The following is a 21,249-nucleotide window of genomic DNA, read 5'->3' as shown; positions in this document are numbered from 1 at the left end:
CTGCAAGCGCTCGATGCGCTGCGCGCGCAACCGTCCGAGGCCGATCTCGCGCGCCGCCTCGCCGCGCCGCTGAGCGAGCGACAACGCAGCCTGCTGTTGCAATGGGGCTATCCCTACGTGTTCGACGAATTCCGTTTCCATATGACGCTGTCGAATTCGCTCGACGATGCCGGCGAGCGCGCGGCGCTGCTCGCCTGGTGGCGGCAGCGCGTGCCCGCGCTCGGGCCGTTGAGCGTCGATCACGCCGCGCTGTTCGTCGAGCCGGCGCCGGGCGAGCCGTTCGTGTTGTGGCAGCGTTTGCCGTTTCGCGCCGACGGGCCGAACGACGGCGCGGTCCCGCAGGTGACGCGGCGATGAACGGGCGTCTGATCTATGTGATGGGGCCGTCGGGCGCGGGCAAGGACTCGCTGCTCGGCTTCGCGCGTGAGCATCTGATGGGCGAGCCGATCGTGTTCGCGCATCGCTACATCACGCGGCCGAGCGGCCATGGCGAAGTGCATGTCGCGCTGAGCGTCGAGGAATTCGCCGCGCGTTCGGTGCTGGGGCTGTTCGCGCTCGAATGGTCGAGCCATTCGCTGCGCTACGGCATCGGCATCGAACTCGATGCGTGGCTCGCGCGCGGCTGCACGGTGGTCGTCAACGGTTCGCGGCAGTATGTGCAGCATGCGCTCGCGCGTTATCCGCAGGCGGAAGTGGTCCACGTCGACGCGGCTGCACATATTCTTGAAGCGCGGCTCGGCGCGCGGGCGCGCGAATCGGCCGAGCAGGTCGCGGCGCGGCTCGCGCGGCGCGCGCCGTTTTCGCTGCCCGACGGCGTGCGTTGCACGACGATCGACAACTCCGGCGCGCTCGAAGACGCCGGCCATGCGTTGATCGCGGTGCTGAGGGAGCATGCGAACCTGTAGCGCGTGCGTTACCCTATGCGGCCATTTTTGCGGTACGTTGGGCCATTTCCGTTGCCGACTCGCCTGGCCGGCCTGGCCCGAATTCATGGAGCAATACGACAATGAACGAGACCCCGCGTCTGACCGAAGTATCCGATCTGGAACCCGCCGTCGCGAGCCTGCGCGAAATTCGCCATCACATTCACCGCCATCCCGAACTCGCCTACGAGGAAGTGCAGACCGCCGAACTCGTGGCCGGGAGGCTCGAACAATGGGGCTGGCAGGTCACGCGCGGGGTCGGCAAGACCGGCGTGGTCGGCACGCTGACAGTGGGCGACGGCGCGCGCCGCATCGGCATTCGCGCGGACATGGACGCGCTGCCGATTCTTGAGCAGACCGGCTTGCCCTACGCGAGCGCGACGCACGGCAAGATGCACGCTTGCGGCCACGACGGCCACACGACGATCCTGCTCGGCGCCGCGCAACGGCTCGCGGCCACGCGCAATTTCTCGGGCACCGTGCATCTGTACTTCCAGCCGGCCGAGGAAAGCGGCATCGACAGCGGCGCGCTGAAGATGATCAAGGACGGCCTGTTCGAGCGCTTCCCGTGCGACGCCGTGTTCGGCCTGCATAACCATCCGGGCGCGGAGCCGGGCATGCTGCTGTTCCGCAAGGGGCCGTTCATGTCGGCGGGCGACAAGGCGATCATCACGATCGAGGGCGTCGGCGGCCATGCGGCGCGTCCGCATCTGACCGTCGATCCGGTCGTGGTGGCCGCGAGCATCGTGATGGCCTTGCAGACCATCGTCGCGCGCAACGTCGATCCGGCGCAGCCCGCCGTGGTGACGATCGGCTCGATGCACGCGGGCACCGCGAACAACGTGATTTCGAGCAGCGCGCGGCTCGAGCTGAGCGTGCGCTCGTTCAGCCCCGAGGTACGCGCGTTGCTGAAGAGGCGCATCACCGAACTGGCCGAGTCGCAGGCCGCGAGCTACGGCGGCAAGGCGTATGTCGAGTACATCGAGGGCTATCCGGTCGTCGTCAATACGGAGGCCGAAACGGATTTCGCGGTGCAGGTTGCGCGCGAACTGGTCGGCGACGACAAGGTGGTCGAGCAGACCGATATCCTGATGGGCAGCGAGGACTTCGCGTTCATGCTGCAGCAGCGGCCGGGCACGTTCCTGCGCATCGGCAACGGCGTCGGCGAGGACGGCTGCATGGTGCACAACCCGCATTACGACTTCAACGACCACAACCTGCCGATCGGTGCGGCGTTCTGGACGCGGCTCGTGGAGCGTTATCTCGCGCAGTGAGTGATTGGGCGATTGGGCGGCTAGGCGATTGAACGATCGGGCGAGGCAGGGGCGCTGCCTCGCGCCCGGTTGCCGCGTCCGCCGGCCGCGCGGTGATCTGTGCGCCTTAGGGGCGTTCCGTGGGAGCGTTCTTTAAGGGCGTTCTTCAGGCGCGTTTTTTAAGCGCAGCCCTTGAGCGCACGCCTCAACCGCGCCGCGCCACCATATCCGACACCGTCTGCGCGGCCTGCTGCAGCGGTTCGAGAAACGCTTTCACCATTTGCCGCGCCGAATTGCGCTGCGCGTTGCCGCTGATGTTCAGCGCCGCGATCACGCGCCCCTGGCGGTTGCGGATCGGCGCGGACAGCGAAATCAGTCCGCCTTCGAGTTCCTGATCGACGATCGCCCAGCCCTGGCGGCGCACCTGCGCGATCAGCTTCTTCAGCTCTTCCTTGTCGGTGACCGTGCGCGGCGTGTGCGCGTAGAGCGGCGCCGAGTTCAGCGTGGCGTCGAGCTCGTCGTCGTCGAGCGCGGCGAGCAGCACGCGGCCCATCGACGTGCAATACGCAGGCAGGCGGCTGCCGATCGAGAGGTTGATCGTCATGATCTTGTGCGTCGGCACGCGCAACACGTAGACGATCTCGGTGCGATCGAGCACGGCCGCCGAGCAGCTTTCGTGAACCTGCGACGACAGATTTTCCATGACCGGTTCCGCGAGATTCCAGAACGGCATCGACGTGAGGTAGGCGAAGCCAAGGTCGAGAATCTTCGGCGTCAGGCGGAACAGGCGGCCGTCGGCTTCCACGTAGCCGAGCGTCTGCAGCGTCAGCAGAATCCGGCGCGCGCCCGCGCGCGTGAGGCCGGTCGCGGCGGCGACGTCGGTGAGCGTCTGCTCGGGGCGCGTCGCGTCGAACGCGCGGATCACCGCGAGACCGCGCGCGAACGACTGCACGTACGAGTCGCCCGGTTTCTCCGGGGCCGGCTCGGCGTGGGCGGGAACGGCGGAAGACGACGGCAGGGCTTTGCTCATGGGCCTTGAAAAGTGCGTTCGGAAAAGATGCGCATGAAGGCGCGCGGGCGTGCGCCATTCGATGCCGCGCATTGTGGCGCAAAGGCGTGACGATAGCTTAAGCCTTCTGTTTCGCCAAATGACGCGCGTTCTCTCAAAAATGCCAGGGTTTGCGTGGATAGGGCTGAACGCGTGAAATTTGTATGATGACCAGATAACCTGACTAGTTCGGCTCATCCGCAGCCATCCGATACCTCATGTTCGACAAGATTCCCGCGCGGGCGTTGAGCGACACGGTCGCGCAGCAACTGCTCGTGCAGATCGACAAAGGCGCTTTCGTGCGCGGCGGCAAGCTGCCGACCGAGGCCGTGCTCGCGCAGCAGTTCGGCGTGAGCCGCACGGTGATCCGCGAGGCGATTTCGCGGCTGAAGAACGAGGGCGTGGTCGAGCCGCGCCAGGGCAGCGGCGTGTTCGTCGCCGGGCACGGCGCGATCCGGCCGCTGCGCATCGACTACGCCGAAGCGGCCGAGCCGGGCTCGGTCGTGCAGATTCTCGCGCTGCGCCGCGCGATCGAGGCCGAGGTCGCCGCCGAAGCCGCGCTGCGGTGCGGCGACGCCGAGATGGCGTCGATCGAGGCGGCGCTCGCGCGCATCGACGAGGCGGTGGCCGAGGGCGACGACGGCGTCGCCGAAGACGTCGCGTTTCATCGCGCGATCGCGGCGGCCACCGGCAATCCGTATTTCCTCAAGACGCTGACGTTTCTCAACCAATACCTCGAAGCGGGCGTGGTCGTCACGCGCCGCAACGAGGCGCTGCGCGAGGACTTCTCGCGGCAGGTGCGCGACGAGCACGCGGCGATTGCCGCCGCGATCCGCGCGCGCGATCCGCAGGCGGCGCGCGAGGCTGCGCAGACGCATCTGTATAACGCGGCGCGCCGGCTGGCCGAGGCGGGGATGAGTTAGCCCATGACCGATTTCTTCAAGGCATTACGCCATCTGGATGGAACCCTACGATGACCGCTGCACCTGTATCCACCCCCGCACTCCACACGACTGACGAAGCGCGCGTGCGCGAGGAAATCTGCGCCTGCGGCGCGAGCCTCTACCAGCGCGGCTATACGGTCGGCACCGCCGGCAACATCAGCGCGCGGCTCGACGACGGCTGGCTCATCACGCCGACCGATGCGTGCCTCGGCCGGCTCGACCCTACGGACATCGCGAAGGTCGACGTCGACGGGCGCGCGGTGTCGGGCGGCAAACCGTCGAAAACGCTCGCGCTGCATCAGGGCATCTATGCGCGCAATCGCGAAGCGCGCGGCATCGTCCATACGCATTCGACGCATCTCGTCGCGCTGACGCTCGCGGGCGTCTGGAGCGAGACCGACGTGCTGCCGCCGATCACGCCGTACTACGTGATGAAAGTGGGACACGTCCCGCTGATTCGCTACCGCCGCCCCGGCGATCCGCAAGTGGCCGCGCAGATCGCCGCGCTCGCCGACAGCGTGCGTGCGGTGTTGCTCGACCGATTGGGGCCGGTGGTGTGGGAGCGCTCGGTCGCGCATGCGTCGTATGCGCTCGAAGAACTCGAGGAGACCGCGCGCCTGTGGCTTATGACGCAGCCGCGTCCCGCGCCGCTCGAAGAAGCCGCGCTCGAAGAACTGCGCGCGGTGTTCGGCGCGCGCTGGTAAGGCGGCGCGGGTGCTGATTGTGCGGGCATAGCTTGCGTCTCGCGCGGACGCATGTGCCGCGCCGCTCGGCTCCGCGAAGTCGGCACCCTGCGTTGCCGTCGACGTTCCCGTCCGTTCGTTTATTTTTATCGGCGCACGCGTGCTCAGCGCATGCATCGCGCGCCCTACACACTGTTTTCAAGGAGTTGTCGCCATGCCTCGCTTCGCCGCCAATCTGACCATGATGTACAACGAGCACGCTTTTCTCGACCGTTTCGCCGCCGCCGCGCGCGACGGTTTCAAAGCGGTCGAGTTTCTGTTTCCGTACGACTTTCGCGCCGACGAACTGCAAGCGCAACTCGATGCGCACGGCCTCACGCAGGCGCTCTTCAATGCGCCGCCGGGAGACTGGAACGGCGGCGAGCGCGGCATCGCGATCCTGCCGGGCCGCGAGGACGAATTCCGCCGCAGCATCGACACCGCGCTCGACTACGCGCGCGTGCTCGGCAACCGCAAGCTGCACGTGATGGCGGGCCTCGCGCCGCAGGACCAGCCGCGCGAAAGACTGCGCGACGTGTATCTGAAGAATCTCGCCTACGCCGCGCAGACCGCGCAAGCCGAGCAGATCATGATCGTCATCGAGCCGATCAATGCGCGCGACATGCCGGGCTATTTCCTCAATCGCCAGGATGACGCGCAGGCGATCTGCGCCGAAGTCGGCGCCGCGAATCTGAAGGTGCAGTTCGACTGCTATCACTGCCAGATCGTCGAGGGCGATCTGGCGATGAAGCTCAAGCGCGATAGGGCCGGCATCGGCCATATCCAGATCGCGGGCGTGCCCGAGCGCCACGAACCCGACATCGGCGAGCTGAACTATCCGTACCTGTTCGATCTGATCGATTCGCTCGGCTACGATGGCTACATCGGCTGCGAATACCGGCCGCGCGCGGCGACCTCGGCGGGGCTCGGATGGCTGCGGCCTTATCTCGACGCGGCGCGTTGAGCGTCGCGATTCATCGTTCGTTTTGCCTCTCGTTCTGCCGTTTACCTGATCGTTCTTCAGTGCCGCCGACTCCTCAAGGAATCGGCTTGCATTGAAGACCGGTTGAGAACCACTCCCTGCGCGTATTCCCTGGTATCCGCTGGCACGGCTTCGTCCGTGCTTGACACGGTTTCGCGCACGCGCCTATCATCGAGCCTGTTTGTTCGATATATGACCTTGTGTTCGTATATAGAACATAAGGCCGGGTGAGGAAACCACGCCGAGGCACGCCGCGGTTGCGGCAACTGTCGTCGATTCCAAGCCCATCGTTCACGATCCTGCGCTAAGCTGCCTTGAGGTGGCGACCGCCCGTGGTGACCGCCGCGCCGCCGCTTTCCTGCGGCGTCCCGCAGCTTGCCGCCATTTGCCGTGAGGGCCGCCGGGCCGATGCGTCGATGTGCTGATGCATCGGGCTCGCGTCATCCACGGAAAACCGGCGCGCGGCGCAGCGCACGTAGCATCTCAACTGGAGACATCACATGACCGAAGCATTCCTGTGCGACGCGATTCGCACCCCCATTGGCCGCTATGCGGGTTCGCTGTCGTCGGTGCGCGCCGACGACCTCGGCGCGGTGCCGCTCAAGGCGCTGATGGAGCGTAACCCGAACGTCGACTGGAGCGCCATCGACGACGTGATCTACGGCTGTGCGAACCAGGCCGGCGACGACAACCGCAACGTCGCGCGCATGTCGCTGCTACTCGCAGGCCTGCCGAAGGACGTGCCGGGCTCGACGGTCAACCGTCTGTGCGGTTCGGGCATGGACGCGATCGGCATCGCCGCGCGCGCGATCAAGTCGGGCGAGGCCGCGCTGATGGTGGCGGGCGGCGTCGAAAGCATGAGCCGCGCGCCGTTCGTGATGCCCAAGGCGACCAGCGCGTTCACGCGTCAGAACGAGATCCACGACACGACGATCGGCTGGCGCTTCGTCAATCCGCTGATGAAGAAGCTGTACGGCGTCGACTCGATGCCGGAAACCGGCGAAAACGTCGCGACGGACTACAACATCAGCCGCGCCGACCAGGACGCGTTCGCGCTGCGCAGCCAGCAGAAGGCGGCTCGCGCGCAGAAGGACGGCACGCTCGCGCAGGAAATCGTCGGCGTGACGATCGCGCAGAAGAAGGGCGATCCGATCACGGTGCTGCAGGACGAGCATCCGCGCGAAACGAGCCTCGAAACGCTCGCCAGGCTGAAGGGCGTCGTGCGTCCGGACGGCACGGTCACGGCCGGTAACGCCTCGGGCGTGAACGACGGTGCGGCCGCGCTGCTGCTCGCCAACGCGGAAACCGCGAAGCGCTTCGGCCTCACGCCGCGCGCCCGCGTGCTCGGCGTCGCTACCGCCGGCGTCGAGCCGCGCGTGATGGGCATCGGCCCGGCGCCCGCCACGCAGAAACTGCTCGCGCGCCTCGGCATGACGATCGACCAGTTCGACGTGATCGAACTGAACGAAGCGTTCGCCTCGCAAGGCATCGCGGTGCTGCGCGCGCTCGGCGTCGCCGACGACGATCCCCGCGTGAACCCGAACGGCGGCGCGATCGCGCTGGGTCACCCGCTCGGCATGAGCGGCGCGCGTCTGGTCACGACCGCGACGTATCAGCTGCAACGCACGCAAGGCCGCTTCGCGCTGTGCACGATGTGTATCGGCGTCGGCCAGGGTATCGCAATCGCGATCGAACGCGTGTGATGAGCGAACGCGGGTAGCGCGGCGCGCGCTCGGCCACGGCCAGCCCCGGCCGCTCGCGCTTCGATGACCACGGTGGTTTGGCGACAGCCCCCTCGCTTTGGCGATGGGGCTGTTTCTTTTGGCGCGAGATCACGTGATCGAGCCATCCACAAGGCCGCCGATAAGACGTGAAGGTCGGCGATACGCTGTACGCGGTGTTCGTCTCGGCGGCGGCCGTGCAGGTGACGCCGCTCGGGCAGTGAGCGCCCCGAAGAGGCGACGCAAACTATGTCGAAATATGTCGCGTGCGCCGCGAAACGCCCGCCAGGCCTTGTGCGGCGGGGCGTCGCCGCGGTGACACGGCGCGACATATCTTCGCCGATGATTTACCCGGCATGTCCTTCTATAGTCCGTTCGTCGCCACGCGGCAGTGACGCAAGTGGCCCGAATCCAGTAAGGACATCTCGTGAAAAATCGTTTATTCGCAGCTTCAATTCAGACGGGCGCGCAGCATGCCGACCTCGCTTCCGTTGCCGCGCCGGCTGGCGCATCGATGCGCCGCGTGCTGCGCACATTCCTGCTCGGCGCGGCCGCTGCCGTCTTCGAGTTCGGCAGCGCCTCGGCGTTCGCATGGTCGGGGCATGGCACGGCCTACACGTCGCACGGGGTCTATAACGGCGCGCATTATGGTTCGTGTGGCGGCGGCAGCTGTTCGCACGCGGGCGGCGTCGCCGGTCCGTACGGCGGCTTCGCGAGCAACACCGGCACGGTGACGCGCACGGCGCCCGGCCAGTTCTCGAATTCGGGCACGGCGACCGGGCGCTACGGCAACTCGGTGCAGCACTCGGGCGATACCAGCTGCGCGGGCGGCACCTGCGCGCACACCGGCACGCTGACCGGACCGGACGGCAAGACGGCCACCACGTCCGGCGACGTTACGCGCAACGGGCCGGGCCAGTATTCGTCGTCGGGTACGGTGACGGGGGCGAACGGCAATACCTACGACCATTCGGCCGCGACGAATTGCGCGGGCTCGACCTGCTCGCGCTCCGGTACGGTGACGGGCCCCGATAACGGCAGCGTCTATCACTCGGGCACGGCGACGCGCGTCGCGCCGGGTGTCGTGACGACGTCGACGAGCGTGACCGGCACGCACGGCAGCACGGTGACGTCGAGCGGGACCGTGGTCACGGGCGGCGTCGTGGTCGCGGGCGGTGCGACGGCCGGCAGCGCGACAGTCAGCAGCACGACGGTGGGCGGCGCGGCCGTGGTCGTCGCGCCGAACCCGGTGGTCGCTGCGGCGCCGGTCGCGTATGTGGCGCCGAAACCGGTGGTCGTGGCGACGGCACCGGCCGTCGTGCCGCCGCCGGTCGTGTATGTGCCGCCGAAGCCCGTAGTGGTGACGCCGCCGCTGGCTTATGTGCCGCCGCCCCCGGTCGTCTATGTGGCGCGGCCCGCGCCGCGTGCCGTCTACTATGTCGCGCCGCGTCCCGTGTACGTCGCGCCGGTGCGGCGTGCGGCCGTGTGGGTGCCGGGCCACTGGGTCGGGCGTGTCTGGGTGCCGGCGCACTGGGCGTGATGCGCGTGACAGACGTGGCGATGCGACTCGTCAAATGCGGTGGATTCATGCGCTTCCGGCGTGCCAGGAAATGCGAGGCGGCGTATGAGGTCGCGAGCGATGCAACGTGTGCCGGGCGAGAAACCGCGAGGCGTCGGGCGCGAACCGGGGTGTCGTCGATACGCGCCATTTGCACCGTATCCGCACTGGCGATGCTCGTGGTGGCGGCGCTGCCGGCCATCGACACCTGGGTCGCATCGGCGGCCGATGTCGCGGGCCACCGCTTCGACGCGGCATCGCAGGACTGTTCCGCGCGATACGCCGCGTTGCTCGATCTCGCGGAACTCGCGCGGCGCGACGGCCAATCGGCGGACGTGATCGTGCGCGGTCTGAGCGGGCAGGGCGGCGCGATGAGCGCATGCCTGCCCGCGGGCCACGCCATCCACGGCGGCGCTAACCTCATTCATGCTGCGCGCTGAGCAGAACCGGTGTGCGCGATGGCGCCGGCTACGCCGATTGCTCGTGCTGCTTCGTCAGATCGCATTCGAGAAAGATCGCGCCGGGAATCGGATTGAACACGTAAGCGTCGATCGGTTCGAAGCCGAGCGACGCATAGAGTCCGAGCGCGGCCTGCATCGTCGGCAGCGTGTCGAGGCGCATGCGCCGATAGCCGGCCTGTTTCGCCAGCGCACAGATGCGCGTAGCCAGATGCCGGCCCACATGCAGGCCGCGTCCCGCGGGGCGCACGTAAAGGCGCTTCATTTCGCAGATCGTTTCGTCGAGCGGACGCATTGCGACGCAGCCGACAATCTCGCCCGCGTCGTTGCTCGCGAGCAGCACGCGGCCGCGAGGCTCGGCAAATTTGCCGGGCAAGCCGGCCAGTTCGGAGTCGAACTGCTGGAAGCCGAGATCGATGCCGAGACTCCCGGCATATTCGCGGAAAATGGTCCGCACGATGTCGAGTTGTTCAGGAAAGCGGGCGGTTTGCAGATGGATCATGCGCGGTCGATAAGGCGATGAGGCTGTGGGTCGATGGGGAGATGTATCGATCCGCGCAGTGTAGCGGATCGTGCGAACGTGCCGCACGGCAATCGCGAAGGTCACTCGCTTCGCAACGGAAAGCGGATCTCGAACGTCGTGCCGACGCCTTCGCGCGACGCAAACCCGATGTGGCCGTTCAGCACGCGGCATAGCTCGCAGACGATCGCGAGCCCGAGCCCCGTGCCCGGAATGTCCTCGCCGGCGGCGCGCTCGAATTCGTCGAACACGCGATCCGCATCCGCGGGTGCGATGCCGACGCCGGTATCCGTCACGCGAATCGTCCAGTGGTCGGTGCCGGCGGTCGCGAGTTGCAATTCGACCTGCCCCGACTTCGTGTACTTGATCGCATTGGACAGCAGATTGACCGCGATCTGCTTGAGCTTCAGGCGATTCGACGTGATGACCGACAACGCCGGATCGATCGAGGCGAGCAGCCTGAGCCCTTTGGCTTCGACGAGCGGCCGCGACGATGCGACGAGCTCCTCGTAAAGCTCGCGCAGATCGACCGCTTCGGGCACGAGCGGCGTGGCGTCGCCGAGCACGACTGAGTACTCGACCATCTGGTCGACCAGTTGCTTCATGTCGGCGGCCTGGCGATTGGCGAGCGTCAAGGCGGTCTCGGCTTTCGAGGGCGCCCGCGCGATCAGTTGCAGCGCGATCGAAAACGCGTTGAGGAAATTGCGCAGGTCGTGCACGACGCTGCGCGTGATCTGCATGCGCGACTCGTGCAGCGCGCCGACCAGCTGCTGCTTGAGCATCAACTCGTGATTCGCGCGTTCGAGCTGCCCCGTGTACTCGTCGATCTTGCGATCGCGCTCGTTGACCACTTCCTTGATCGACGTGTACGTGACCATGCTGAATGCTTCGGCGATGAGCCGCCGCGCGCGGCTTTCGTGACGCCGCGTGAAGCTGCTCTCGCGCGCGGCGAATTCCTCGAGCGCTTCGGCGAGCACGCGCCGGAAAAGATCGAGTTCGCGCACGAGTTCTTCGATGCGGTAGCCCTGATCCCAGCGAATCTTGCCGTGCTTTTTCGCGTTGCGCTCGATCGACGTTTCGACCTGTTCGAGGTCTTCCACATCGAGCGCGGCGCAGAGTCCTTCGATAATTTCCGGCAGATGATCGGCGAGTTGCTGATAGGTGAGCTTGTCGGCTTCGACGAGATCGAGGTCGGTGGCAACGGCATCCATCCATTGCTGCGTGAGACGGCTGCGTTCCGCCCGGACGTAGTCGGCGAAATTGCGCAGCGGACTGATGCGTGTGTCGGTCATGATGAATGCGCCCAGGAAATTTCTACAACATACGAACGTACGAACTCGCCCGATCGCATTGCTCCCGTCGGCTCCGTGGGCCCTGGCGTCGTGCCATCGCGCCATCGCGTCGTTGTGCCGCGTATGCACGGGCGCCGGGTGCCCGGCTGGGCCCGGAGAGAGCCGAAGATGGCGCCCATTATCGCCGCAATTGCCGCATGTGGAACACCTCTTGCGCCATCTCGTCGGGCAATCGAAGCAACGAGTCCGCAGACGATGACGCGCTCAATCCTGCTGGTGGACGACGAGCCGGAAATTCTGGCCGCGTGGTGCCTGATTCTGGAACGCGAGGGGTATGAGGTGAGTTGTGCGAACAACGGCGCCGAAGCGCTCGCGTGCGCGTGTGCCCATGTTCCCGACCTGATTGTCACCGACTGGACGATGCCGGTCATGGACGGGGCCGAGCTGTGCCGCAGCCTCAAGGCGATGCCGCAACTCGCCGATGTGCCGATTCTGCTGCACACGGCCGTGCCGCCGTCCGAAGGCGAGGCGCGCAACTGGAGTTTTTACCTGCGCAAGCCGAGTGGCGTGGAATATTTTCTGACGATGATCGCGCGTCTGTGCAGGGGCGATCGCTGAGGCGGCATGTTGCTCATGTCCCGGCCGGCTCGGCATCAATCATCAGGATGCCTGTGCGTCGTCTTTGAGAAAGTCGACGAATGCGCGCAGCGGCGCGGGCACGTGGCGATGCCCTCGGGTAATACAGAAACGGCCCCGAAAAGCGCAGCCGCCACGGTTCGAGAGTTGGTTCGGGCGCGCCGCTGGCGATATGTGCGCGCAGCATCTCCTCGAACAGATGAATGATGCCAATACCCGCGAGAGCGCAACTGACTGCGAGGTCGATCGCCGCGCCCGGCTGTACGAGCAGTGGTCCGCCCGGATGCCATTGCAGCAGTTCGCTCTCGCGTTCGAGGTACGAGGTCGGCGTCGCGCCGCCGGAGAATTGCCCGCGCAGGCACGTGTGGGACAGCAGTTCGTGCCGAGGCTCGGGGCGCCCGTGCGCGTCGAGATAGACATCCGCCGCAATCTCGTCTGGACGTTACCGGGTGGGAACATCGGGGATATGTCGAAACATGCCGATGGTGTTCCCATCGCTCGCTTTGCATGGAATCCTGGTAAGCTGACGCGCTTGCTTCAGTCGACCAGGAAAAGATGTCATGCCTATCGTCAATTACGTGCCACACGATGGCGAGCGCGGCGAACTCGACGTGCTCGCGCGCACGAGCGACGCGTTGATTTCTGCCGCAGATGGCAGCGCTGCCTGCGTGCCGTACAGGGCGCCGCTGGACGCAGCGTGCCGCATTGAATCCATGCCGAACGTCAACGATGCTAGGGCAGTGCCTACCGGCCGGCCAGCGCACGGAGCCGCATGATGTCTCTGGATAACATCGACCTGAACCTGCTGCGCGTCTTCGACGCGGTATTCGAGGAGCGCAGTCTCGCGCTTGCGGGCAAGCGCCTGCACCTGAGCCAGTCAGCAGTGAGCCATGCACTGGCACGCCTGCGCCAGGTCCTCAACGACGATCTTTTCGTGCGTACCGGCAAGGGCATGCAGCCCACCGCGCGCGCGATGGACATGGCAGGCCCGTTGCGCGGTGCGCTTCAGCAGATCAAGCTGGCGCTGGGCGTCGCCGCATTCGAACCGGCCGACGCGCAGCGCAAGTTTGTCGTCGCGGCCAACGACTACATCACCTCGCTGTTGCTCGGGCGACTCAGCCAGCGTCTGAGCGCGCAAGCGCCGCTGACGGATCTCGTCGTCCGGCCGTCGACACGCCTCGATCTCGCCGGCCAGATCGATGTGGGCCGCATCGATATCGCGGTCGGCATCTTCGCGGAGATTCCGTCGCGCTTGCGCTGGATGATGATCTGGGAGCAGACCGATGTTTTGCTGATGCATCGCGATCATCCGCTCGCCGGGCGGCCGCTTACGCTCGATGATCTGCTCGAATACCCGCTCGCGACCATCTCGCTCGGCGGGGAAGAAGAGGGCGCGGTAAGCGGCTTTATTCTCGAACGCGGTCTTGCCAGGCAGTCCGAGATGTTCAACCGCGATGCACTCGATCGTGCCTACGCGGCGCGCGGCGAGTCGCCGCGCGTGCGCGTGGCGGTCGCGCACGCGCTGGCCATGCCGGCACTCCTGCGTTCCAGCAACATGCTCGCGCTTGTTCCATCGCCACTCGGGCGCGAGATGGAGAGCCAGGGCGAATTGACGACGCACGCGACGCCCTACGCGTGCCCGAGCGAAGAGGTACGAGTCGTTTGGCACGAGCGCAATGACAACGACGCAGCACTACAGTGGCTCAGGCGGCAGATCGAGGACGTGGTCAGCGAGGTTCAGGCGTGAAGCGCGTCTGACGTTCGAGCTTGCGGCGGCTTTGCATCGTAGGAAATCCGTCCCGAGGGCAGGAAGAACAGGGCGATGACGGCGCCGCCTCTCGCTTCCGGATAGTGGCTGCTGCCCGGGGCCGGGGCTGTCCAGCCGGCGTGGCACCAGCCGTTCGGGCCCATCAGCGCGGCGCCTTCGTCGAGCGGCACGACCATGTTGAACTCGCCATACGGATGCGCGTGGTAGTCGCCGCGAAAGCTGCCTTCGGGATTGTTCTGGGTGTTGTCCGAGCTGTCTATCAGAACCGCGGTGATGCTGAAATAGAACGTCTCGGCGGAGGGCGTGACGAGCCGGGCACGGCGATAGCGTGGGCCGCCGACTTCGACGTCGGCCGCCCAGCCTTCCTTCACGCCGAGCCGGATCAGACGCGACAGATCCTGGTACAACTCGCTATCCACGCCATAGCGGGTATTCAGCCATTGTTCGACTTCCGTGCTCGTCGTGATGTCTTTGACCTCTTCCAGAAAGGGGATGCAACGGGCGATAAGTTCATCCTTGCCACTGAATTGTTGGGGGTGGGACATGCTGGTTTCTCCTTGAATTGATCGTCATGAGCATTCGATATGTGGAGCGCGGCGCGCTCACCTCTTCCCTGGGGGAAGTGCGAAGCTCGATACGTTGCAGCGCGATATGACGATGCCACAGGCGTGTGCGCCGAAGAAGGGAAACTCTTGCAAGATGACTATGCATGGCGTGCATGATGGGGCGGGTTCGGTTGAATGCGGGAAGCGGGATGTGCCTGACGTTCTTGCCGAGCCATTCATGGTGAGTCGCGTGTTCTTGGATCGCGGAATCTGAGTCCGCTTATCCAATCCCGCCATTCACTCTCGGACATGTAGCTAATGGTTTCCTGTCGCTTCCTTGCAAGAAACTCGGACTGTTCGTGGAGACTGAGCGCTTCCCAGTACCGGTCCCAGACGTGGTGATACCAGTATTCGGCGTTACCCTGTAAGGAGCCTGCAATCGGGCCAAGCTCATAGAATGCGATCCATGGGCAAGGGGGATTGAATCGTGCGTCAGCGAGTTGCCGGATCAAGGCAATGTCGTTGGTCAGGAGCCGCATATTGAATCCCGCAAGTTCCTGGTCGTGCTTGAGAAAAGTATGCAGATGGTCGTTGTTATAGTGTTGCCACTCTGTTTTCTCGCGACCGTTGCGAATAGTCATGACGTAACGCGGCATTTGGGCAACCTCGATAGTCTGACTCACGAGAAAGGCATTGACGCCGATATCGCGAAGAGGGCGAATCTCGATGTAAGCGGGGAAGTCGTCGAGAATCGTGACTATGCCGGACGATGGAAATATCTCCTTCAGTTTGTCGATATCGGCTCCGAAGACGTGCTCGATGACTTCCGTCAGCCGGTTTTGCGACTGCGAAGCAAAGCGCCGCTCTTGCCGCTTGCGACCGATATCGTCGATTATTCGTTGCAATGAGAACACGCTGATTTCCCTGTTAATGCGTCGGCATCTTCGTGGTGGCGAAGCTTCCGCCGAGATAGCCTATCGTTCCGAAAACTATTCCGCCAATCAGACCCGTAATCACGGTTCCCGGTCCTGTCTCGACACCAATCATGGTCCCGGCAATTGCACCGATCCTGGCACCAGCTATCGCGCCACCCCAGCCGCCCATCTGTCGCACAACTTCCTTTTCGATGGGGCGAACCGACGTTGTCTTAAACGATTGCCCGATTGCCACCGAAAGATCATAAGCGGTGAATGCAATGCAAAATACCTGTACCACGCGCACGTATTTCACGAGGCCCCGCGTCCCACCCAATCCCTCCGGTGTGAACACGCCTGATGGCGGCACGCTGGGATGGGGTTGTATCAGGATTTCCCTATCCAGGGCTTCCGAATAGCCGCGTATCGTCTCTATTCGTTTCTTCAAATGTGGATTCTGTTGGGCGTATTCGTCCAGTGCGGCACGAATTTGTTGACCGGTAACAAGTCGCGCGCCGGAGCGCTTCGCCTTTGCGATGTCGATATAGACTGTTTTCCCATCAAAACGGGTTGCACCACCCGGAAAGTCTGATCTTGTAGAGGAAAAGCTTGTGACTCTTTCTTCACCCATTACATGCTCTGCGATCGTTGCACCCGAGCCAGATCCTTTTCCCCATAGCCCATATTTTTCCGGGTACACCTCTCGCAAATTTCCCAACTCACCAAGTTTCAACTCTTGCAGATAGGGGTTGTCAACGTCAGCGTAGCATTGGCGAACGAGAAAACCATCCTGTCCAGGTTCGTCAACGACGACAAAGATGAATACCTTTGCGGGCATAGGATGCCCAAGCACATCGTATTGAGAGTTTGCTCTCCGATTGGTGTTGGTTTGATAAACGTAATTTCCCATTATCTTCAGTGCTCCGGCACTTTAGTCATGAAGCGATTGTCCAGCGCTCCAGCGCACGAATCCCGACTGCAATATCGAGTCGCGATATGTTGTTGGTATAGACGCGTGGACAGTAGCCAAGAGAATCCGTTACACCCTGGTAGACTGCGCCGCTCGCCGTTCGTATGTGATACGGCGTCGCGACGAGTGCTCGACGCGTTAGCGTCGATGATGCGCACTCGCTCGTCAAAATCGCCGGTTGGATCGGTTGGCAGTGCCTGACCGCGAGCGTCATATTCCACTGGCTCCAGTCCATGAGCTTGGAAACCGTACAATGAGTGGCTTTGCGATGTATGAAGGATGGGTGGCGGGCAGCATTTGCACAGGCAAATGTCCCCGTCTAGTGCTTCCTGTTTGCCGTATCTGACTGCGCGGTGGCGCGGCCCAGTTGGTTCAATATGACCAACAGACTGGCAACCACTACACCAGACCTGCGCGCCAAGATAGGTTATCGGCACACCATGATCGGTGCAGTTTCAATTCCCTCCGTAACGATGCCGCCATTGGTCGATTTGTCTCCTTTCCTGAGTACGTAGCGCTTCACTTTGCCTCACTATGGGTAACGTCAACAGCCGTGAATATCGATATCCGGCTGCGCAAGTTTGATTCCCAGGCAGCTTGAGAAGTCCGCTACCTCATCATGGAAAAACGATCGGGTCAACACGGAAAAATCGAGATAGAACGATTTTCACAAAGACTGACAAAAACGCTGTCTATCTCGATTTCAAATGCCTATTTATGAGGGGCGTGTCTGTCGTCTTGCCGTGTTTCCATTTAATGGGGCGATTTTGATGCGCAGCGTCACCGCCCGTCCACAAAGCCCGAAATACGCCGAACACCGAAGATCTCTGGCACGACCTGTCCCACAACGCCCTGCCCCTGACGGACCGTATGTTTCGCTGAAATACGGTTGTAAGTCGCTCTTGCTAAAGTCGTCGGGAGACATTGGCCGACGCATGCGCAATGACTTTATTCGCATGCCTGACGAATGAAAGCGAAGCGGAGAGCGACCCACCATGAATCCAGTTCGTGCGTTCTGGCTCATTCTGATGCTGATTGCGTCGCCGGTATGGGCATTTCAGACACGCGTCGTCGCGATTCCGAGCGTGGCGATGCATCGTTCGTTCGATGCGACGGTCGTGCTGCCCGATCAGTACGCGCGCGGCAATGCGGACAAGCGCTTTCCGGTCGTCTACGTGCTGCACGGTTCGGGCGGCGACAATACCGACTGGACCGCGAATTCGCATATCGGCAAACTGGCCGACCGCTATCACGTGATTCTCGTGATGCCCGACGGCGGGCACGAGAGCTGGTACATCGATAGTCCCGTCGATCCTCGCAGCCGTTACGAGACCTATGTCGGCACCGAAGTGGTGAGCTATATCGACGGACATTTCCGCACGATCGCGGCGAAGCAGGCGCGCGCGATCACGGGCCTGAGCATGGGCGGATTCGGCGCGCTGCGCATCGCGCTCGACCGGCCCGGCGAATTCGGTGCGGCGGGCAGCATCAGCGGCGCGGTGGACCCGCGCGGCTGCGAAGACGAACCCGGCATCGACCAGGTTTTCGGCGATCCGTCGCAAGATGCCGACTTCTGGAACAGCGAAGCGATCGTCGCGAGTGCGCAGGATTTCGGCCGCGAGCATATCGCGCTGACGATCGACTGCGGCGTCAACGATTCGCTGGTGCAATCGAACCGGCTGCTGCACGAGCGGCTCGTCGAACTCGGCGTGCCGCACGATTACGCCGAGCGGCCAGGCGGACATACCTGGCAGTACTGGTCGAACGCGGTGCAGTATCAGGTGCTGTTCTTTGCCGGCATGTTCAGACACGCGGCGCAAGCGGGCGCAGCAGCCTGATTCGCCAATGATGCCGTAAGCAGAACCGGCAGCGGGCTCGCTCTCAGTCGATGCCGTGAAACACCGCGTCATCCGGGCCGAGATACACGGGCGGGCGCCATGCGGCATCGCGCATCGAATGCTGAACCTGCTTTTCGACGCCGAGCAGCACCGCGAAAATCGCCATCCGCACCGGAATGCCGTTGTCGGTTTGCCGGAAAATCGCGAGCCGCGAGTCGTGGTTGAGGTCGACGCTCAGATCGTTCGCGCCGGGCCGGCTGTCGCGCGGTAGCGGATGCATGATGAGCGTGTCGGCGCCGCAGATGCTGTCGACGAGCGCCTGGTTGATCTGGAAGTCGGGCGTGTAGCCTTCGAACGATTCGTCGGTGAAGCGTTCCTTCTGGATGCGCGTCGCGTACACGACGTCGGCGCCGGCGAGGCCGTTGCGCAGGTCGTGCGTCTGCTCGATCACATGGCCGTTGCGCGAAATCTGCTCGATGATGTAGCCCGGCATTTCGAGCATCGGCGGCGAGATCAGCGTGAACTTGATGCCACGGTACAGCGCGAGCAGTTTCACGAGCGAGTGCACGGTGCGGCCGTATTTGAGGTCACCGACCAGCGCGATATGCGCGCCGTCGACGATCTTGCCCAGGCGCGAAAACTCGCGCTGGATCGTGTAGAGGTCGAGCAGGGCCTGGCTCGGATGCTCGCCGGGGCCGTCGCCGCCGTTGATGACCGGCACGTTGGTCGCGCGCGCGAATTCGGCCACCGAGCCTTGCTCCGGATGGCGGATCACGAGCGCGTCGACGTAGCCGCTCATCACGCGGCTCGTGTCGTAGATCGATTCGCCCTTCGCCATCGACGAAAACGTGAAGCCCGTGGTGTCGCAGACCGAGCCGCCGAGCCGGCAGAACGCCGCGCCGAAACTCACGCGCGTACGCGTGCTGGCTTCGAAGAACAGATTGCCGAGCACCGCGCCTTCGAGCACGCGCGAGATTTTGCGGCGTCGCGCGATGGGCTGCATGATGTCGGCGACGCGAAAGAGCGCCTCGACCGAGTCGCGCGAGAACTGATCGACCGACAGCAACTGCGGCCTGCCCTCGAACAGCATCTGGCTCGCCAGCGATTGCGAGTCTACGCTTTGCGTATATTTTTCACCGGGCTCCGCGTTGACGATTTCCGACACGAAGCGCTCGACGATTTCCGGCATCGCACGCGATTCCTGCGAGTCGTCCGGCAGCAGCCACGTATCGAGCGCCCGCCGCGATACGCCGATACGGCTCGCGAACGTATCGCGCGTCATGTTCAGGCGACGCATCGCATCGCGTAGGAAGGCTTGTTGCGGAACGCTCATGAGGGCACCTGTCGGAAAAAGGAATCGGCGGGAAGGGCGAGGTAAAAATATACGCGTTGCGTATATTAGTTTCTGGACGCCAGAAGTCAAGCGTTTTCTCGCGGGGCGGGCCGCCGCCCGAACGGCGCCGCCGATTACCGCGCGGTCTTGCACCTTGCACGCGCAGCGGCGCATCGCCGGTCATGCCCGTGTGCCGACCGACGCGAACGCGCATCGGCTCGTACCGCACGACATGGCGCAGCGCGCAACACACGCTTCGAACGCCACGCGTTGCTCCATTCGCTGCGCATCGCGCATGTCTCTCCAGGCCCCGTCCTGTATTTGAGATAGAGCCTGGCAATCCCAGGTGATAATCGCCAGCTTCGTCTTTTATCGCCTCCGGTTTTATCCGGCCGATACCGTATGAATCCAATGCCGCTGATCCCTTCGCCGTTCTCTCCGCAGTTCCGTTTTACCCGGCGCGCCGCACTGGCTGCGCGTGGCATCGAGGCTCATGCCGATGGGCTGTTTCCGCGCATGCGAGGTCTCGCGCATGCGCCGCTTCGCGCGCGAGGCCGCACGCGCGCCGGGCGTCGCTAATGGCCGCCCCGTTCCGGCTGGGCAGCGGACTGGCAAGCGGCTCGCTGCGATTCGTCACGCGTCGTACCGCGTTATCGCTCGCGTTGGGCGCGGCGTGCGGCACCGCCGTCGTGGCCGTTGGCGCGGGTATCGCGATCGGCATGCACTGGCCGGTTCATGAGGCCGCTGTCGTCCCGCAGGAAAATCACGTCGAACGCGACTACCGGATCGCGCAACTCGGCGAACTGAACGCGTCGGTCGCGCAGATCGAACCGCGGATTGCGCGGCTCACCGCCGAGGTCGATACGCTGCGCGACTTCGAAACGCGTTTGAGCACGCTGCAGCCGACCCGGCGCCCGGCCATGCCACGCTCCGCCGCGCCGGCCAGTGCCGCATCGGATGGCGAATCCGACATGTCCGCCACCGACGGCGAAGGCGGTCCCGCATTGCCGCCGCGCCGCTGCGATGAACTTGCCGGGCAGGCACGCGGCCGTGCCGATGCGCAGCGCACGCGCGAGCAACTGAGCTGCATCGACGCGACGCTGTCGCAACTGGAACGGCAGACGGCCCGGCATGCCGTCGTCTATGCCGCGTTTCCCGGCCGCATGCCGGTCGACGGAGCGCGCTTCGGCTCGCCGTTCGGCAATCGCAGCGATCCGTTCACGCATCGTTTGAGCTTCCATCCTGGCGTCGACCTGGTTGCCGGCACAGGGACGCCGATCCTCGCGGCCGCCGGCGGCCGCGTCATCTTCGCCGGCGAAAAATCGGGCTACGGCAACGCCATCGACATCGATCACGGCAACGGGTTCGTCACGCGTTACGGCCATGCCTCGCGGCTCGTCGTGCATGCGGGCGAACTGGTGCTGCCGCGACAGCATATCGGTGATGTCGGCTCGACCGGCCGCTCGACCGGTCCGCATCTGCATTTCGAAGTACGGGTCAATGGCGAGGTCGTCAATCCCGTCGCTTATCTCGCGCTGTTTGCGCCGCCGGCTCATGGTTAAGCGGCGCATGGGCGGTCACACCTCGCGCGTGACGATGAGTTTGAGCCGCCACGGCTATACGCTGCGTCCCACGCGGCCGCTGGCGTGGCGCATGGCCGTCTGGGCCGTGGTCTGCATGCTGAGCGCGTGTGCCGGCGCGTTCGCGCTGAAGGCGTGGCAGATGGGCCAGGCTCGCGGGCCGCACGAGCCGTGCGATCGATGCGCCGTGGCGAGCGCGGACGCCGGCAGCCGGCAGGCGGAAGTGCTTCGCCTGAGGCTCGCG

The 21,249-nt window shown here is 64.4% G+C and carries 21 protein-coding genes and 2 pseudogenes; 15 read left to right on the top strand and 8 right to left on the bottom strand.

Annotated features, from left to right (window positions below):
- From GXB81_RS25460 to GXB81_RS25450, 3 genes are all read left to right on the top strand, one after another.
- On the top strand, positions 1-357 hold a 357-nt coding region (locus GXB81_RS25460), incomplete at its 5' end, for a DUF1045 domain-containing protein (protein WP_205990648.1).
- Positions 354-905, top strand: coding sequence for a phosphonate metabolism protein/1,5-bisphosphokinase (PRPP-forming) PhnN (phnN, locus tag GXB81_RS25455; protein ID WP_167039745.1), 552 nt, complete (start codon positions 354-356; stop codon positions 903-905). The genes GXB81_RS25460 and phnN, both read left to right, overlap by 4 nt.
- A gap of 101 nt (positions 906-1,006) precedes the next feature.
- Positions 1,007-2,197: a M20 aminoacylase family protein gene (locus GXB81_RS25450; RefSeq protein ID WP_167039747.1), complete on the top strand. Its 1,191-nt coding sequence runs from the start codon at positions 1,007-1,009 to the stop codon at positions 2,195-2,197.
- A gap of 184 nt (positions 2,198-2,381) precedes the next feature.
- Here GXB81_RS25450 and GXB81_RS25445 read toward each other — a convergent pair whose 3' ends face one another.
- Positions 2,382-3,206: an IclR family transcriptional regulator gene (locus tag GXB81_RS25445; RefSeq protein WP_167283696.1), complete on the bottom strand. Its 825-nt coding sequence runs from the start codon at positions 3,204-3,206 to the stop codon at positions 2,382-2,384.
- A gap of 236 nt (positions 3,207-3,442) precedes the next feature.
- Here GXB81_RS25445 and GXB81_RS25440 point away from each other — a divergent pair, with 236 nt between their 5' ends.
- The 6 genes from GXB81_RS25440 (at position 3,443) to GXB81_RS25415 (ending at position 9,591) form a co-directional block, all read left to right on the top strand.
- Positions 3,443-4,147 carry a FadR/GntR family transcriptional regulator gene (locus tag GXB81_RS25440; protein ID WP_167283697.1) on the top strand — a complete coding sequence of 235 codons (705 nt, stop codon included), beginning with the start codon at positions 3,443-3,445 and terminating at the stop codon, positions 4,145-4,147.
- 50 nt (positions 4,148-4,197) lie between these two features.
- Positions 4,198-4,872, top strand: a complete 675-nt coding sequence (locus tag GXB81_RS25435) for an aldolase (RefSeq protein ID WP_205990647.1) — start codon at positions 4,198-4,200, stop codon at positions 4,870-4,872.
- Positions 4,873-5,065: 193 nt separating this feature from the next.
- Positions 5,066-5,854, top strand: a complete 789-nt coding sequence (gene otnI, locus GXB81_RS25430; protein WP_167039756.1) for a 2-oxo-tetronate isomerase — start codon at positions 5,066-5,068, stop codon at positions 5,852-5,854.
- A gap of 518 nt (positions 5,855-6,372) precedes the next feature.
- Entirely contained in the window at positions 6,373-7,575 is a 1,203-nt protein-coding gene (gene pcaF / locus GXB81_RS25425) for a 3-oxoadipyl-CoA thiolase (RefSeq protein WP_205990646.1), read from the top strand.
- Between the two features lie 532 nt (positions 7,576-8,107).
- Entirely contained in the window at positions 8,108-9,133 is a 1,026-nt protein-coding gene (locus GXB81_RS25420; RefSeq protein ID WP_167039934.1) for a hypothetical protein, read from the top strand.
- 149 nt (positions 9,134-9,282) lie between these two features.
- Positions 9,283-9,591 carry a hypothetical protein gene (locus tag GXB81_RS25415; protein ID WP_205990645.1) on the top strand — a complete coding sequence of 103 codons (309 nt, stop codon included), beginning with the start codon at positions 9,283-9,285 and terminating at the stop codon, positions 9,589-9,591.
- 28 nt (positions 9,592-9,619) lie between these two features.
- Here the strand turns inward: GXB81_RS25415 and GXB81_RS25410 are convergent, their stop codons facing one another.
- Together GXB81_RS25410 and GXB81_RS25405 are read right to left on the bottom strand one after the other, a co-directional pair.
- Complete coding sequence (locus GXB81_RS25410) at positions 9,620-10,111, bottom strand: GNAT family N-acetyltransferase (RefSeq protein WP_167283702.1); 492 nt, start codon at positions 10,109-10,111, stop codon at positions 9,620-9,622.
- Between the two features lie 101 nt (positions 10,112-10,212).
- On the bottom strand, positions 10,213-11,421 hold the full coding sequence (locus GXB81_RS25405) for a sensor histidine kinase (RefSeq protein WP_205990644.1): 1,209 nt from the start codon (positions 11,419-11,421) through the stop codon (positions 10,213-10,215).
- Between the two features lie 168 nt (positions 11,422-11,589).
- On the opposite strand from GXB81_RS25405, the gene GXB81_RS25400 reads away from it, so the two are divergent.
- Complete coding sequence (locus GXB81_RS25400) at positions 11,590-12,039, top strand: response regulator (protein ID WP_241016512.1); 450 nt, start codon at positions 11,590-11,592, stop codon at positions 12,037-12,039.
- Positions 12,040-12,081: 42 nt separating this feature from the next.
- Here the strand turns inward: GXB81_RS25400 and GXB81_RS31590 are convergent.
- Positions 12,082-12,484 (bottom strand): annotated as a pseudogene (locus tag GXB81_RS31590) (LysR substrate-binding domain-containing protein); the annotation flags it as partial.
- A 133-nt stretch (positions 12,485-12,617) separates the two neighbouring features.
- On the opposite strand from GXB81_RS31590, the gene GXB81_RS25395 reads away from it, so the two are divergent.
- On the top strand, positions 12,618-12,833 hold the full coding sequence (locus GXB81_RS25395; RefSeq protein WP_205990643.1) for a hypothetical protein: 216 nt from the start codon (positions 12,618-12,620) through the stop codon (positions 12,831-12,833).
- Positions 12,833-13,804 carry a LysR substrate-binding domain-containing protein gene (locus GXB81_RS25390; RefSeq protein WP_205990649.1) on the top strand — a complete coding sequence of 324 codons (972 nt, stop codon included), beginning with the start codon at positions 12,833-12,835 and terminating at the stop codon, positions 13,802-13,804. The genes GXB81_RS25395 and GXB81_RS25390 overlap by 1 nt, the downstream gene beginning before the upstream one ends.
- Here GXB81_RS25390 and GXB81_RS25385 read toward each other — a convergent pair.
- From GXB81_RS25385 to GXB81_RS25375, 3 genes are all read right to left on the bottom strand, one after another.
- Positions 13,795-14,370: a DUF4863 family protein gene (locus GXB81_RS25385; RefSeq protein ID WP_205990642.1), complete on the bottom strand. Its 576-nt coding sequence runs from the start codon at positions 14,368-14,370 to the stop codon at positions 13,795-13,797. The two genes, GXB81_RS25390 and GXB81_RS25385, sit on opposite strands and share 10 nt — an antisense overlap.
- 236 nt (positions 14,371-14,606) lie before the next feature.
- Entirely contained in the window at positions 14,607-15,284 is a 678-nt protein-coding gene (locus GXB81_RS25380; RefSeq protein WP_205990641.1) for a hypothetical protein, read from the bottom strand.
- 13 nt (positions 15,285-15,297) lie between these two features.
- Positions 15,298-16,194: a glycine zipper family protein gene (locus tag GXB81_RS25375; protein WP_205990640.1), complete on the bottom strand. Its 897-nt coding sequence runs from the start codon at positions 16,192-16,194 to the stop codon at positions 15,298-15,300.
- 1,055 nt (positions 16,195-17,249) lie between these two features.
- Here GXB81_RS25375 and GXB81_RS25370 point away from each other — a divergent pair.
- A complete protein-coding gene (locus tag GXB81_RS25370) occupies positions 17,250-18,092 on the top strand; it encodes an alpha/beta hydrolase family protein (protein ID WP_167039774.1) in 843 nt (280 codons plus the stop codon).
- A 43-nt stretch (positions 18,093-18,135) separates the two neighbouring features.
- On the opposite strand, the gene GXB81_RS25365 is transcribed toward GXB81_RS25370, so the two are convergent.
- Complete coding sequence (locus GXB81_RS25365) at positions 18,136-19,425, bottom strand: aspartate carbamoyltransferase (protein ID WP_167039776.1); 1,290 nt, start codon at positions 19,423-19,425, stop codon at positions 18,136-18,138.
- 578 nt (positions 19,426-20,003) lie between these two features.
- Here GXB81_RS25365 and GXB81_RS25360 point away from each other — a divergent pair.
- Positions 20,004-20,987: a M23 family metallopeptidase gene (locus GXB81_RS25360; protein ID WP_167039778.1), complete on the top strand. Its 984-nt coding sequence runs from the start codon at positions 20,004-20,006 to the stop codon at positions 20,985-20,987.
- Positions 20,988-20,994: 7 nt separating this feature from the next.
- A pseudogene (locus GXB81_RS25355) lies at positions 20,995-21,249 on the top strand (hypothetical protein); the annotation flags it as partial.

Source organism: Paraburkholderia sp. Ac-20336 (genome assembly GCF_017105025.1).
Taxonomy (GTDB): Bacteria; Pseudomonadota; Gammaproteobacteria; order Burkholderiales; family Burkholderiaceae; genus Paraburkholderia.
The sequence above is the reverse complement of the archived record's forward strand: the minus strand, read 5'-3'. Positions and strand labels throughout refer to the sequence as shown.